At 38.6% G+C, this 14,668-nt stretch carries 10 protein-coding genes and 1 pseudogene; 8 read left to right on the top strand and 3 right to left on the bottom strand.

The features are described 5' to 3' along the window. Positions 1 to 77 precede the first annotated feature (77 nt). From SHI21_RS18605 to SHI21_RS18590, 4 genes are all read left to right on the top strand, one after another. Positions 78 to 2,108 carry a hypothetical protein gene (locus SHI21_RS18605; RefSeq protein ID WP_323578574.1) on the top strand — a complete coding sequence of 677 codons (2,031 nt, stop codon included), beginning with the start codon at positions 78 to 80 and terminating at the stop codon, positions 2,106 to 2,108. 170 nt (positions 2,109 to 2,278) lie between these two features. Next, complete coding sequence (locus tag SHI21_RS18600; protein WP_323578573.1) at positions 2,279 to 3,310, top strand: tyrosine-type recombinase/integrase; 1,032 nt, start codon at positions 2,279 to 2,281, stop codon at positions 3,308 to 3,310. 56 nt (positions 3,311 to 3,366) lie between these two features. Continuing rightward, positions 3,367 to 4,107, top strand: a complete 741-nt coding sequence (locus SHI21_RS18595) for a lysophospholipid acyltransferase family protein (protein WP_323578572.1) — start codon at positions 3,367 to 3,369, stop codon at positions 4,105 to 4,107. Beyond that, positions 4,100 to 4,714: a tRNA-uridine aminocarboxypropyltransferase gene (locus tag SHI21_RS18590; RefSeq protein ID WP_323578571.1), complete on the top strand. Its 615-nt coding sequence runs from the start codon at positions 4,100 to 4,102 to the stop codon at positions 4,712 to 4,714. The genes SHI21_RS18595 and SHI21_RS18590 overlap by 8 nt, the downstream gene beginning before the upstream one ends. 19 nt (positions 4,715 to 4,733) lie before the next feature. Here the strand turns inward: SHI21_RS18590 and SHI21_RS18585 are convergent, their stop codons facing one another. Then, on the bottom strand, positions 4,734 to 5,147 hold the full coding sequence (locus tag SHI21_RS18585; protein WP_323578570.1) for a hypothetical protein: 414 nt from the start codon (positions 5,145 to 5,147) through the stop codon (positions 4,734 to 4,736). A gap of 1 nt (position 5,148) precedes the next feature. Beyond that, positions 5,149 to 5,427: a hypothetical protein gene (locus SHI21_RS18580; RefSeq protein WP_323578569.1), complete on the bottom strand. Its 279-nt coding sequence runs from the start codon at positions 5,425 to 5,427 to the stop codon at positions 5,149 to 5,151. 184 nt (positions 5,428 to 5,611) lie between these two features. Here SHI21_RS18580 and SHI21_RS18575 point away from each other — a divergent pair, with 184 nt between their 5' ends. The 4 genes and pseudogenes from SHI21_RS18575 to SHI21_RS18565 all read left to right on the top strand — a co-directional run bounded on the left by SHI21_RS18575 (position 5,612) and on the right by SHI21_RS18565 (position 12,146). Further along, on the top strand, positions 5,612 to 6,175 hold the full coding sequence (locus SHI21_RS18575; protein WP_323578568.1) for a pseudouridine synthase: 564 nt from the start codon (positions 5,612 to 5,614) through the stop codon (positions 6,173 to 6,175). Between the two features lie 66 nt (positions 6,176 to 6,241). Next, the gene (locus SHI21_RS18570; RefSeq protein WP_323578567.1) at positions 6,242 to 9,334 is read left to right on the top strand and encodes an efflux RND transporter permease subunit; all 3,093 of its coding nucleotides are present in this window, start codon (positions 6,242 to 6,244) and stop codon (positions 9,332 to 9,334) included. Between the two features lie 106 nt (positions 9,335 to 9,440). Beyond that, a pseudogene (locus tag SHI21_RS20710) lies at positions 9,441 to 9,734 on the top strand (FHA domain-containing protein); the annotation flags it as partial. 51 nt (positions 9,735 to 9,785) lie between these two features. Then, positions 9,786 to 12,146 carry a coiled-coil domain-containing protein gene (locus SHI21_RS18565; RefSeq protein ID WP_323578565.1) on the top strand — a complete coding sequence of 787 codons (2,361 nt, stop codon included), beginning with the start codon at positions 9,786 to 9,788 and terminating at the stop codon, positions 12,144 to 12,146. On the opposite strand, the gene SHI21_RS18560 is transcribed toward SHI21_RS18565, so the two are convergent. After that, positions 12,143 to 14,665, bottom strand: a complete 2,523-nt coding sequence (locus SHI21_RS18560) for an FHA domain-containing protein (RefSeq protein ID WP_323578564.1) — start codon at positions 14,663 to 14,665, stop codon at positions 12,143 to 12,145. The two genes, SHI21_RS18565 and SHI21_RS18560, sit on opposite strands and share 4 nt — an antisense overlap. Positions 14,666 to 14,668 lie beyond the last annotated feature (3 nt).

Here is a 14,668-nt window from a genome sequence, read left to right as displayed (position 1 = left end):
ATACATACTCCTAATCTCCGAGTGGTACACAGCAATATAAGGAGCTAAGATACGCGCATAATACCAAGGGATTTCAGATGAAAAATTTAACATTTCGATTTTTACTCGCGTCGATTCTTACAACCGCTTTCAGTATTCAGGTTTCACAAGCAGGTCTTGGGGACTTTCTTGACAACAGAGAACTGCCAAAAAAAGTGCGTGATGAAATCGCAGATCTAGACATTAGCTTTAGTGCTGACCTGGGAGATTTTGATCTCGTTAACGGGATTAATATTTCAACAAAGTATCGTTATGAAGTTGAAGCTTCATATATGGATCAATACTACACACGTATCGACAAGTGGGATTTAAAAACCGGTGTTGATGTAGGTGACATGATTGACAATTTTGCTGACACTCCTTTTTCATTTTCTATTGATAGAAAAAACAGCTTCTTTTTCGTAAGACAATTTAAAAATAAAAAGGAAGCGGTTAAGTCACTTCCCTACACTCCAAAAAGACTTCCACTAAGTGCTGATCTTGCTCTTAAAAATTTAAATGTTGGTGACTTCGTTAGTATGCCAGCAACACTCAACGTTGCCGCTTCTGCAGGTGTTTCTACTTCGACAGCAGGCTCAGTTGTTGTTGATGCCGGTGCCAGTGTTTACTGGATCGTGAGCGGAGAGTTTATTGTTCAGGTTTTTAAAGTTGACGAAACTCACGTTCGTTTAAAGCTTATGTCACGCCGTGGATACTCTCGCGGAACGAGCGCTGAAGCAGGACTTTCTTTCAAGTTCTTCGGTGTAAGAGTTTTAGACAGACAGATTGACCGTTTAGTTGAACAAGACCTTGTAGAGCTAGGTTATGGAATCAATCCCGGTTCACAATTTATCGTAGACTACGTTTTTGATTTAAAAAATGATGAGGCCAAAGATGCTTACAACCAGATTTTAAAATCAACGTTAAAATTCAAAGACGTTATTGTCATGAATAAGTTTGACGGTGCAGATCTTAAAGAAAAACTTATTTCTTCATATGAAAAAGCTGACAAAATTTTTGAAGCTGATAAAACACGTGAGCCAAAAGACCGCAGAGTTTCAAGAATCTTCAAAGGATTCAATAACTATAAAGCAGAAGCAAAACACTTAAAACTTGCTCTACTTGTAACGTCTTTCAAAAAAGACAATACATATACTGAAAACAAAGTGACTTATATTGATAAGAACGAAAACAATCTTGAGTTCCTATACCCTACATACTCAAAATATATGCAAACCAAGACAGATAAATGGTTCCTTGATTTAAAAGATCAAAGCTTCCAGAACAACTATGGTTTGATTCCAAGACTTAACTCTGAAGACACAAAAAAGAAGAACCCTGATTTTGGTTTAACTTTTGAGCGTAAAGATAAGTTTTTCAGAGCTCCTGAGCAAAAAGCTATTCAAAAATTTCTCATTGGCCAAATCCCTGCTCAATTCTCAGATAAATTAGACCTTCCTGAATGGAAAGACGGTAAAAAGAAAATCGATACTCGTATCTACTTCCAATTGGTTTTAAAGGCCCAAGGGTTTAAATACCTAAATGTTTACTCTAAAGAGGAATTACGCAAACTCCTGGTTGCCTACACAGTTAAAAAGAAAAAAGAGCACGTTCTGGACGACTCTGATTCAACTTTAAGCAAACTGAAGGACTTCCTTTTCATTAACCGCTTCATCAAAGAAGAGCGTTTAGAAAATCTTGCTGATGATATTTACTCGATTCTTCAAAACAAAGAAAACGATTCAGAGATTATGACTCGTAAACTTGTGAAGCTAAATGAGCACGGAATTTTCAACAAAATTGGCGTGGGATTTTTAATCTCATTATTGCCTCAGGAAAAACTTGAAGAACTTATTTACTTCAAAATTGAGATGACTGGAAAAGATTTGGGCGCTGTAAATTTCGAATATGGGAAGTTAAACTACCGTGCTCTTTACAACGAGCTTGCTCAAGCTCAATCGAGAATCTCAAATCGTGAATACGACCTTCGCGTGACTGATGAAGATCACCAAATGGAAGATACAGATGTGTCTGTAGATAAATCTATGCATGAAGATACAGTGCTTGAAGATATTTTGGGCTTAAATTAGCTATTACAGAAAAAGTTAACGATTTCTTTGACTTAAAATTAAAAAGCTACATATAATATAAATTATATGTAGCTTTTTTTGTTTCTGATTGAATTTTTTGGAAGCTATCAAGACCTGCACGTAAAAATTTAGACTTCTCATCAACCGCATTTTTTAAAGGATTAAAAAATTTGGAAAGCCTGCCTACATCGCATCTATTGCTCGATGAATACCTTCAAAATTTAAGACGCTTAAATAAATCGGAACATACGATCAGAAACTATAGAGCTGATTTGCTAAAATTTTTTCAATGGATGGAGCACGAAGAGCATCAAAAAATTGAAAAAGTGAACGGTGAAACCATCGGGAAATATAAAGAATTTTTAGGCAATGGCGGAAATGTTCACCAGGAAGTCATCAGAAATGGCGAAAATCCAGGAACGATTTTTTTATTATGGTTCAAATTTATAATAGGGAAGGCCTTCTTTAAAAAACGTACGGAAAAGTATCTCCTATTTTTCCAAAGTCCCATGAGTGTGTCCTCTAGACGCCGCCATTTATCCAGCCTTAAGAATTTCTTCGAGTATTTGAAAGAAACCCATGAAGACACCTCGGATAAATTTAATAAGAATCCGGTGAAGAGTAAAATCCACGCAATTACTCTTAAAGAAATTGATGTGGTCCCAACGACCATGATAGATAAGGCCGACTTCAAAAAAATTGAAGAACAAACCTTTAGAACCAGTGAGCGATTAATCCTCTATCTGCTTTATTATGGGGGCCTTCGTTTAAGTGAACTTTGTGAGCTTAAAATTTCAAACTTTGACCGTGCTTCACGCACGATTACTTTTAATCGCAAAGGTGGATATGTTCACACGTTAGTGATTCAAAAAGACGAACTTATTTTTAAGAATTTTAATTTTTATGTCGGCGTAAATGAATTCAATAAAATTTTTCTTTTTCAAACCAAAAAAGGGAAGGCCTATTCACCGAAGGCCATGTACAACAAAATTATCAAGATCATTGAAAGGGCCATTCCCAACAATGAGATCACAACTCGAATCACACCCCATAGTTTTAGAAAGGCCTGTGCCACTGAACTTTATTTAAAATCGAAAGATTTGTTATACGTCCGTGATTATCTCAACCATAAAGATGCGAAAATCACCCAGACTTATATTGATAAACGAACACTTTCACTTAAAACAAGGCGATATCACTGACAAATTGGCCTGAAATTCATAGAAATCGTGTGTTTTTTATGTAAATATGTCCGCATATGCTTTTAATACTTAGATTACCACTTATCTGTATCTGGATTATCATCACAACTGTTATAGGAATAATCGCCTGTATCCTGCGTCCTTTTAATCCAAAAAATATTCGTGTCACAACTCAACTGTTGCAATACGGGCGTTTTATTTTAGGCCTTAAGATCGAAATGAGAAACGAACATCTCATGAACGAACACCGTCCATGTGTTTTCATCAGTAATCACCAGGACAATTTAGATATTTTTGCAGGGGCCATGGCATTGCCAAAAAGAACTGTGAGTATCGGAAAAAAAGACATTTTATATATTCCATTTTTTGGTCTTTATTATTGGTTGTCAGGAAATATTCTAATCAACAGAAGCAATAAAAGAAAAGCATTCGAGACTATGGATATTGCAGCTAACACAATAAAGAACAAAAACATTTCTGTCTGGATTATGCCTGAGGGGACTCGCTCGCGCGGGCGCGGACTTCTTCCATTTAAAAAAGGCCCATTTATCACAGCGATCAAAGCTGGTGTTCCTATCGTTCCGGTTGCATGGAATAACTATATTGTTGAAGGTGTACATTTAAACAAATGGCATTCGGGAACAATTATCATGGAAGCTCTTCCGCCTATTCCAACAGCTGGATTAAAAGTTGAAGATGCTGGAATGTTAAAAGACAAAGCTTACGACATCATGAAGGCCGCTATTGAAAAGCTTGATGCCGAAGTAAAAATCAGACACAAAAAATCACGTGAATAAAAGACGAGCATCAGCAGGTAAACGTTGTCTTCGTTGTAAGATCCACAATACTTTGTGTTTCTGCGGAAAATTAACTGAAGTTCAGACGAAAACCCGCGTCTCGATCATCATGCATCACCGTGAAACTCACCTCACTTCAAATACTGCCAATCTCGCCTGTCTTGCTTTGCCAAATTGTAAAATTTCTCTGCGTGGTTTACCTGATAAACCATTTTCAATTGAATCAATTGGATTATCTCCAGATGAAATGCCTCTTTATTTATTTCCTCATGAAGATGCCATTGAATTAACACCAGAATTTTTTGAACAAAACAAAGATAAGAAATTTCATCTTATTGTCCCTGATGGAACCTGGTCACAAGCGGTAAAATTTTATCGTCGAGAAGTTGGTCTTCAAGGTATTCAGTGTGTAAAACTTCCTCCGGGAGTTCCAGGAAGATATAAACTTCGAAAATCTTCCGATGAAAATCGCCTTTCAACTTATGAAGCTCTTGCTCGCGCACTTGGCATTTTAGAAAATGATGAACTAGTTCTTAAAGAACTAGATCGTATGTTTGATGTAATGGTTGATAGTGTCGTCAGAGGAAGAACTGCTTTTGAAAATTAACTCTCAAAAGCAGCGCTCATTATTTCGTAATTTTGCAGTTTGATCTAAAAGAAAAGTTATCAATCGTGAAAACTTTTGAAGCTAATCTATCTGGGTATCCCAATAATAAATTAATTGATTTCAGGTATGGCTCGTTAGTTGTTAAAACCATCTGATCAAATTCAGTAGCGACAACTTCACCAGCTTCAATGTGACGGATAAATCCTTGCACGCGAACTTCTTCAAATGTTTGCACAGACTGAGCTGATTGAGCTTTTTCAGCATGAAGTGAAACTACACCTTCAACGTTATTAACGTCATCAACACTGACAATTCCTTCGGCATCAAATTTATGAATTCCTTGAACGTCGATTGATTGGCATTTAAAACTGATGGTATTAGCAAAACCAGTCATTGGTAGAATAAGGGCCGATGCGATTAAAAAATTTTTCATTTTACAGTTCCGACTTTGTTTCTACAGCATTGACGCCGTTATCTGGGTTTTCGATATATTCAGTATTCGGTTTTTCAGTCGTCAGCGTGCGAAGATCCGGACCTGTCCCCGATCGTCTATAACGTCTGGTCTTTGCCACTCTGTTGTTCTTTGATTTTTTCTTCTTACTATTTGTTGAAACGTAACTTTTGCTTGTTTTAGCTTTTTTCTTAACTGTTTTAGCGGATACTTCTGAAGAAAATCCGGCCATTAGAAAAAAGGCCATCAGCGTAAATGTCATACAGGCCCTAAACATATTTTATCCTTATGAAACTCATTAATCTGCTTAAAAGTATTTTTATGGACTCGAGACCATGTGGCAAGCATAAATACTTCACCTATTTAGACTTCTTTTTGTTTATTTAATAAAGTGCACAGTAATCTGCGTTCTTCAAAGATTTAAAAAAGTCTGTTACGATGGTTTAATGTCATCACCAATTTATATCGCATTCTTTAAACCTTATGGAATCTTGAGCCAATTCACCTCAGATAATCCCGAGGAAACCCTGAGCATTTTCAACCTGCCAAAGGATGTCTATCCCTGTGGACGCCTTGATAAAGACTCTGAGGGCCTGCTCATCTTAAGTAATGATGGCACTTTCATTGATCAACTTTTAAACCCGAAATTTGATAAAGAAAAAATCTACTGGGTTCAAGTTGAAAATATTCCTTCGACCGAGGCCTTGGATAAAATCAGAAAAGGTGGAATTGAAATTCAGGATTATAAAACTAAGCCCGGGACTGTGAAAATCCTCGATCCTCAACCGGAAATGGCAGAACGAAATCCTCCTGTACGCTTTAGAAAATCTATTCCCACATGCTGGCTTGAAATCAAAATTAGCGAAGGGAAAAACCGCCAGGTTCGTCGTATGACGGCCAGTATAAACCACCCCACTCTCCGCTTGATCCGCATGCAGGTAGGAAAGCATAAGCTCGGAGAACTACTTCCAGGCCAATGGGTTGAGATCAAAAAATCTGATATTTTATAATTTTTAAGTGAAACTTTTTGAAATTTGTCTCGTATACTTTTTGAGCACACCTCAAAAGGAATTGAAATGAATTTAATCGACCTTTCCATAAAGCGACCCGTCTTTGCATGGGTTCTCATGTTCTCTCTTATTGTATTTGGTGCCATCTGTGTAAATCAGATGGGGATCAGTCAGCTTCCAGATGTGGATTTTCCTATCATTAACGTTTCAGTTAACTATGAAGGGGCCGCTCCTGAAGTTGTAGAGTCAGAACTTATCGACCCTATTGAGCAAAAGCTTTTAGCGATTGAAGGTATTAAAGAAATGCGCTCAAGCGCCGGTCAAGGGACTGGTCGTGTTACTTTAGAATTTGATATCAATCGGAATGTTGACGTAGCTCTTCAAGAGGTTCAATCGGCCATCAGTACCATCAGACTTCCGACAGGGATCGACCCGGCCGTCGTTAGAAAACAAAACCCGGAAGAAGATCCGATTTTAATTATTTCCGTTTTCGGTGATGCCACTTTAAAAGAAATGCTTGCGTGGGCCGACAGTTACCTGCTCGATCAAATCCGCTTTCTTCCCGGAGTCGGTGAAGTTAACGTTGGTGGGGCCAGTGATAGAAATTTAAGAATCTGGATCGATACTAAAAAATTAGAAAAGTACGAACTGACTGTAACCGACGTTGTTGCGGCATTAAACTCTCAGCACGTTGAAAGTGCGGCCGGACAATTCACGGAAGGCAGAAGAGAGCTACGTGTACGCTGGTTAGGTGAAGCGGCCGATTTATCTGAAGTAGAAAACATCCGCATCTTAAAGCGCGGCGGAGAGCGAATTTTTAACCGTGATATTTTTATTAAAGATGTCGCACGTGTTGAAGATGGTCTCTCAGACATCACACGTCTGTCGCGCGTAGGTGGAAAGCAGGCCATTGGGATCATGGTCAAAAAGCAACGTGGAACTAATGAAGTTGTTGTTGCTGAAGAAGTTATCAAAAAATTCCAGGAGATCAAAAAGACTTTCCCCAAAGGTCTTGATTACCGCGTAAGTATCGACTACACCAAATCAACAGAGTCTACCGTTCATTTAACGGTGGAAAAGCTTTGGGTAGCGGCCATCATTACCATCATTATCTGTTTTTTATTCTTAGGAAGCTTACAAGCGGCCATTAACATTTTATTTTCTATTCCCACATCAATTGTCGGGACCTTTACTATTTTATATTTTTCAGGTTTTACCTTAAACCTGTTCACACTTCTTGCTTTGACTCTTTCTATTTCGATCGTTGTTGATGATGCCATCATGCTTTTGGAAAACATCGTCCGACATTATCGTATGGGGAAAGACTCAAAAACTGCGGCCAGTGAAGGGGCCAAAGAGGTTTTACCTGCTGCTATTGCGGCCACACTTGCGGTTGTTGCCGTTTTCCTTCCGGTTGTTTTCATGGAAGGAATTATCGGGAAATTTTTCTTCCAGTTCGGTGTCACAATGTGTGCGTGCGTTCTGATCTCACTTCTTGAGGCCATGACCATTACGCCAATGAGAGCTGCTGCCCTTTTAAGTTCAGAACCAAAGATTTCTAAATTTGAGCATTTTTTAGATGAAGCTTTTCATAAGTTTGGAGAAAAATATCAAAGAGTCCTGGCCGTCACACTTCATTATAGATACCTGGTTGTTGCCGCTTCAGCGATCTTCTTTATAGTGTCTTTATTTCTTATCACGAAAGTTCGTCAGGAGTTTGTTCCTCAGCAGGATCAGAACTTACTTATTATTCAGGCACAAACACCTCCTGGAACTGCGCTTGAAATCACAAGTGACATTACAAAAGAGTTAGAAGATATTTTAAATAAAAATGAAAACGTTGAAGGCTTCTTCGTAGGTATTGGTGGATTCGGTGGTGGATCTAATACCAGCCAGGCCTTTATGCCGGTTACACTTAAGCCACGCGATCAACGTAAGAAAGGTCACATTGAAATCATGAATGACCTACGTGAGGCCTTTAAGGCCGTGAAAGGGATACGAGTCACTATCAGAGATAACTCGGCAAGAAACCTTTCATCAGGGCGACAAAACCCGATTGGTATTAACCTGCGAGGGCCTGATTTAAAAATCCTTCAGGAAAAATCTCAAATCTTAATGAAGCGTCTTGAAGATGAAAAACTTGGCGTAGATATGGATACAGACTTTAAAGTAGGTATTCCAGAGTTAATCCTAAGACCAAACAGAAAGGCCATGAGTCTTCGCGGAGTTTCCGTTGAAGAAGTCGGTATGATTCTCGCTGCCGGTGTCGGCGGAACTCGTCAGGGTAAATATACATTTGATGGAAAACGCTACGACATTAGATTTAAAATTAAAGATGACCAGATTAAAACGGCCGAAGACTTCAAACATCTTTATGTAAGGAACTCTGCTGGAAATTTAATTCCATTTTATGAACTGGTTAAAATTGAAGAAGGAAGAGCGATCCAAAGTATCTCGAGAGTTAATCGTCAAAGAGCGATTTCAATCTTTGGTAACTTAGCTCCAGGTGTGTCTCAGTCTAAAGTTTTAGATCGTGCAAAAGTTATCGCTGGTGAAATTCTCCCAGGTGGTTATTCATTCGCACTTGAAGGGGCCTCTGCCGGATTTGCTTCATCGTTTGCAAGTTTATACTCAGCTTTAATGATTGGTATCTTAGTGGCCTACCTTATTTTAGCTGTGCAGTTTGACTCGTTCATTCACCCTATCTCAGTTCTTGTGGCCCTGCCATTCTCAGTGACGGGCGCTTTGATAGCTTTGTGGATGTTCAACGTTTCATTAAACCTTTTCTCATTCATCGGTCTGATCGTTTTAATGGGTATTGCTAAAAAGAACTCCATCATGCTCGTAGAATTTACTAATCAAATTCGTAAAGGCCATCTCGATGGCAAAAATGAGCCTCCACTGGATGCCTTACTAAAAGCATGTCCGGTTCGTTTAAGGCCCATCATTATGACGTCTGTAGCGACGATTGCGGCCGCAGGTCCTCTGGTTTTAGGTTCTGGTATTGGAGTTGAAACTAGAATCCCAATGGGTCTTTCAATCATCGGTGGGACGATTGTTTCGACATTCCTTACCCTGTTTGTTGTTCCTTCTTTATACCTGATGCTGACTCCACTTGAACGTGGGGATTCTTACAAGTTAGAAACTAAAAATGACTAATTTCTCATAACTTACCCTGCCCGACTTACACAGTCGGGCATTTCTCAATAATATTACTAATTAAAAAGTTATCCAAATCCGATCAAGAAAAGCGAGCAAATATTAAATTTGTTCACGAACGCTTTGTGGGTGGATTACGTCACTGCAATTTAAGGTTACTATTCACGGCTTAAAATCTCCTAAATCAATTGATATTGGTAAGGAAGCTTGCGTTTTAGGACGTGGGAAAGACTGTGATATTGAAGTAAACGAAGACCTGATCAGCCGCAAGCATTTAAAAATCTCACTCGAGCACGACATTATCTTTGTTGAAGAATTAGGTTCTTCAAATGGTTCATGGTTTAATTCAAAAAAATTAGAGACTGGAAAAAAAACAATTTATTCTCCAGGCGATGTTATTTACTTAGGCAGATCCACGGCCGGTATTTCCATCACGATTGAAAATATTAGGATGAAAGCTGTCAATCAGCAAGCTGCTGCCATGAATTCTGACAATGAGAAAACTCTTGTTCACAGAATCATCCCGAAAGAGTTTTCACAAATTGAAACTCCGACACTTCTAGTGGCCAACGGTGCTCCTGAAGTTGATCGTGTAGCAACCAGAACGGCGATTAGGATTGTCGAAAACGACACCCCTGCTTCAAGGCCAGCTCATTCAGCAGGACTGGAAAATAAAGTTAAGAATCTGATCAACCAAGAGTCAGATAAACTTCGAGATATTGCTTTAAAACAATCCAACGAAGTCTTACAAAAAGCAAAAGAAGAAGAAAGGGCCATCCTTCTTCGGGCCCAGCAAGAAGCTCAGGACATCATTAACCAAAGTAAGCTTGAAGCAGAAAGAATCAAACAAGAAACAAGCTCAACAATCCTCTCACTTCAGGAAAAAGTCAGGTCAACGAAAAGTGAAACTGATGAATCCATTAAGATGTTCAAAGTCACGGCCTTAAAAATTGAGACATCAATTCAAGGGCTCAAAAAAGACGAAGAACAATACCAGCAAAAAATTAAACACCTGGAAGATAATGTTTTATCCATCCAGGAAAAAATAAGAAATGAAAACACACTTCTTGATGATATAAAAACTCAGGCCACAACGCTGAGAAAAAATGCTGACATAAAGTTTGAAGAAATTGTCATGGAAGAAAGACGAGCGCGTGCTCGCATTGAAACAGAACTCATTGAGGCCAAAACTCAGACCGCGAAGATCTTTGCTGAGGCTGAAAAAGTTCAGGCCCACAAAGAGTTTATGGAGTCTGAAATCTCACAAATGAGATCTGATAAAGGCCAGATTGAACGCGATATTAACGAACTTCATATCAGTTTCAAGCGCCATGAGTATGAATTTGAAAAAACAACTCGTGAATACAACACTCTTTTAGAAGAAAAAAATACTGCTCAAATCAACTTTGAAAGCTTAATTGCTGAAGGTAAAGGTTTAGCTGATAAGTTCATGGACAGACAAAATGCTCTGCTTGAACAAGAAAGAGAACTTCAGGAAAAGGTTTCTGAACTGCAAAATACTGCTGATCATATTATCAGTTCTGCTAAGGACGACGCTCAAAGAATGCTTGCGGCAGCAAATGCCAAAGCTAAAGATGTGGCCGATAGAAGTGCTAATGAAGTTAGAGAACTGGATGCCAGAAAGACAGTGTTCTTTGCCGATTTAGAAATTGAAAAGAAAGAAAAAATCAAAGAGATGGAAGCTGATGTTGAAAAACAGAAGTCTCACCTACTGTTTGAATTGAAAAAAATAGAGCAGAAAAAAGAAAATGCTTTTAATGAAACGAAATGGATCGAAGAAAACGCTCAAAAGAAATCTGACAAGATCATCGCTCAGGGACAAGCTGATGCTGATGCCTTAAAAATACTTCTGCAAAAAGATGCTGAACGCCAAATAGCGGCCATGGAATTAGAATTTCAAACTATGAAGTCTCAATTCCTAAAAGAAAATGAAATGTTAAAGGCCAACGCTCAAAGAGAGGCCCAGGCATTAAAAGAAAAGGCCCAGGCCGAGATCTTCCAGTTAAGATCGCACGCTGATCAGGAAATTGCTGCTAAAAATAATGAAACTCATGGCTATTCTTTAAAAATGAAAGAAAAAGCTGATGATATGATCATGGATGAGAAAGCTAAGTGGGAAGACAAACACCTGCAGCTTAAAGCAGAACTAGAGGCCGCGCAGGATGTATTAAAACGTCATGAAGCCGCTCTTGCTAAGACTGAAGCGCTTAAAGATGAAAATTTCATTCAGGCCAATTTAAAGGTTCAATCGATTATTTCAGATGCTCATAAAAAGGCCACAGAGATTGAAAAAGAATCTCAGATGAACAAAGCAAAAGAGCAGGCCACTCTACTTGAAATGAGAAAAGTTGAGCTGGAAAAAATTGAAGAGCTAAAAACAAAATTCGAGCAGTTCAAAATCGACAGCAAAAAAGATATAGCAGAACAAGCTTCACTTGCCGTTCAGGAATTTTTAATCAATGACATGATTAAACAAAGAAACCTGATGTTGAATGAAAAGCTGATCAGAAAGTTTGGTGAGCGTGCTAAAAAGCTTTCAGTAGAAGCATTTTTAGGTCGAATCCAGGCCTCTGAAAAAGGACCGAAACCCTACCCAACTAAAGACTATAGAAAGGTCTTCAGATGGATTATGCGCGGTTGTTTCCTACTCGCTCTGGCCTATGTTGCTTTTTATGCTTGGGAAAATTACTCAAAAGAGATCATGATGATTGAAGGTGAAGCTGAAAAATTCATCAAAGAGCAAGACATCAAAGTTCCAACCAAAGATCAGATTATTGATTTCCTTCGTTAGTTAGTCGCTGCAGCTGCTGGCACAACATTCATCACATAGTCTTCATAATAACGAGTCTGAAACTTCATAGCAGCTTCAAGTCTGACTTCGTTACCTAAAATCTTCTCGAGTTTTTTCATGGTTTCTTTTTCCATGGCACTCATTTTACCAATATCGCGTTTTTCAAAATCAGGATCTATCTTCCCGCTTTTTTCATGAAGCACATCGATTAATGACAAAATCATTGAATAACTCTGGATTGATTTTTCTTCGTCGATCTTCCACTGTTTATAAAGATAGACGCTTCCTTCTTTCATTAGCCCTGAACGAAATTTTTCCATCGTCACCGTTTCATAAAATTGATCGGTATAAATCACAGAGTCTACCAGTGTAGCTCCTAGCTTATTAACTTTTGTTGGAGTGAAGACTTTTATAGGTGGAGCTGCCGCAGCTCTGGCATCAGCTTCCATTTGCAGTCTGACCGGATCGTTTTGATCTTTCACGTGCTGAAGAGCTAGAGGGATCGCACCAAACACAATCGCCCCGATTGAAAGACCAATGGCCATTGGCTTCCATGATTTTTGTGTCGATGAAAGATTTTTCTTTTTATTAGGATCAGCTGGAGTCAATTCATTTTGCAGAAGTTTTAAAACTCCGGCCTGCAAAGACGCGCGGATACTTTTTTCGAAGTCCGGGGCAATCTCTCTGAATTTTGTCATCCCGATAGTTGTCGCAAAAACCTTTGATGTGGAGTTCGACAATTCTTTTGTAATTGAATCTTCCAGGTCTAAAACAATACGAAGGGAGTCTGCTTTAATTTTATTAATTTGATTTAATTCATGGCGAGTCAGATTTTGTAGACGCTCTTCTTCAGCGGTTTTATGTTTTCTCATCTCTTCTTCAAGGTCTTTTTTCATTTGCAGAAAATTGCCTTTAAGTGCCGTGACTTCTTTATTGTGTTCAGCTCTCAAGTCATTATTTTGCCTTGAGGCCGCTTCATTCTTTCTAATTAACTCAGACAACTCCGTTTTAAGTGGAGTGAGTTTACTCATGATTTCATCTTTTTCTGCGGCAAGTTTTTTAAGTTCTGCCTCTGCCCCTTGCAACTCCTGCTTTTTTTGTTTTAAAGCATGGTCTTCTTTTTGAACTGCAGTTTGTGTCTCAGTGACTTTCAGTTGAAGATCAGTCAGTGAGTTTTTTGAAGTCTTATAAGTATTTTCTATTTCAATTTTAGTCTTCTGGATTTTATCAATTTCAGATTGAAGAGCATCCATCTGAGTTCTGGTATCTGCTGAAAATTTCGCATTTTGAATTTTTTGATTCGCCAGTGTTTCAGTTAAGGTTTTAATCTCAGACATGACCTGCTCTTTTTGAGCGATTAGCCCCTCAAGAGTTTTAACCTGGGTGTCTTTTTGCGTATTATAGTTTTCATACAGCGATGAAAACTCTTTTTGAGCTGCCGCCACTTTAGATTCAACGGCGTCGAGCTCTTCTTTTAATTTAAATTTCTTATTTTCAAACTGCGCTTCCATCAGCTGCAGCTGTTTTTTCTTTTCTTCTTCATGATTGGCCGTAAGCGCAGCCAATTCTTGCTTTTGCGTGGCAATCTGCTCATCCACCAGCTGCATCTGCTTTTTCATTTCTGATTCTTGATTGGCCGTAAGCGCAGCTAACTCTTTCTTTTGAGTGGCAATCTGAGCGTCTAGATCTTTCTTCTTTTTGTCGACTTCGGCCTCAAAAACCTTATCAAGATCCTTAAGCTCAACTTTTTTCGCCTGAATTTTATCAATTTCCGACTTAAGTTCGTTACTTAATTCTTCACGTCTTTTAGCGTGGTCACTTTCAATTTTTTTTGCCTTATCTTCTAACTCGGCATAGAGATTTTTTCTATCTATTTCAAAAAGATCATTAATGTCTTCAAGCCTATGAGCTTTTTCAACTTCCAATTCTTTTTTTAGAGCGGTCTTTTTATCGACAACTTGCTTTTCGATATAAGCATCAGCATGGGCCTGCTTATCAGCAATTAATTTATCACTGCTTCTTTGAGCGGCCAGGATAATTTCCTGAGCATCAATGTGAGCAGTCCTGATGATTTCTTCAACCCTTAAATTGGCCTCTTTAATAATTTCCTGGCTTAAGTGATCAATGCCAAAAGAGTCCTCAGAGAGTGATTGTTGTGGAGTGTATTTTAAAATAGTCGTCGCATCACCATCTGCCTCTCTCTCAATGCTCACAATCGTGATTTTGATATCAGAGTTAGTAACGGTGATCATATCCCCGTTTAAAATCGCTTCAGCATTTACAGGACTCGCCTGAACTCCATTAATAAAGGTTCCATTAGATGAACCCATATCAACAAGTTTCATTGAGTGACTGTCGGCCACCAGTTTAAAATGAGATCTGCTGAATGCGGGATCGTTCAGGTGAACTGTCGAAGCAGAGTTTCTGCCGAAGATGAATTCTTCCCCCTCAAGACTGACAGTCTCGTTTTTATCGGGGGAAGAAATCAATATTTTAAGCAATACGTGAGCGTTATTCATTAT

Source organism: Bacteriovorax sp. PP10 (assembly GCF_035013165.1).
Classification (GTDB): Bacteria; Bdellovibrionota; Bacteriovoracia; order Bacteriovoracales; family Bacteriovoracaceae; genus Bacteriovorax; species Bacteriovorax antarcticus.
The sequence above is the reverse complement of the archived record's forward strand: the minus strand, read 5'-3'. Positions and strand labels throughout refer to the sequence as shown.

Bases quoted from the DNA above. Each gene is read 5' to 3' on its own strand.
- SHI21_RS18605 (WP_323578574.1), top strand. From the start codon at position 78: ATGAAAAATTTAACATTTCGATTTTTACTCGCGTCGATTCTTACAACC.
- SHI21_RS18595 (WP_323578572.1), top strand. From the start codon at position 3,367: ATGCTTTTAATACTTAGATTACCACTTATCTGTATCTGGATTATCATC.
- SHI21_RS18585 (WP_323578570.1), bottom strand. From the start codon at position 5,147: ATGAAAAATTTTTTAATCGCATCGGCCCTTATTCTACCAATGACTGGT.
- SHI21_RS18580 (WP_323578569.1), bottom strand. From the start codon at position 5,427: ATGACATTTACGCTGATGGCCTTTTTTCTAATGGCCGGATTTTCTTCA.
- SHI21_RS18575 (WP_323578568.1), top strand. From the start codon at position 5,612: ATGTCATCACCAATTTATATCGCATTCTTTAAACCTTATGGAATCTTG.
- SHI21_RS18570 (WP_323578567.1), top strand. From the start codon at position 6,242: ATGAATTTAATCGACCTTTCCATAAAGCGACCCGTCTTTGCATGGGTT.
- SHI21_RS18565 (WP_323578565.1), top strand. From the start codon at position 9,786: ATGAAAGCTGTCAATCAGCAAGCTGCTGCCATGAATTCTGACAATGAG.
- SHI21_RS18560 (WP_323578564.1), bottom strand. From the start codon at position 14,665: ATGAATAACGCTCACGTATTGCTTAAAATATTGATTTCTTCCCCCGAT.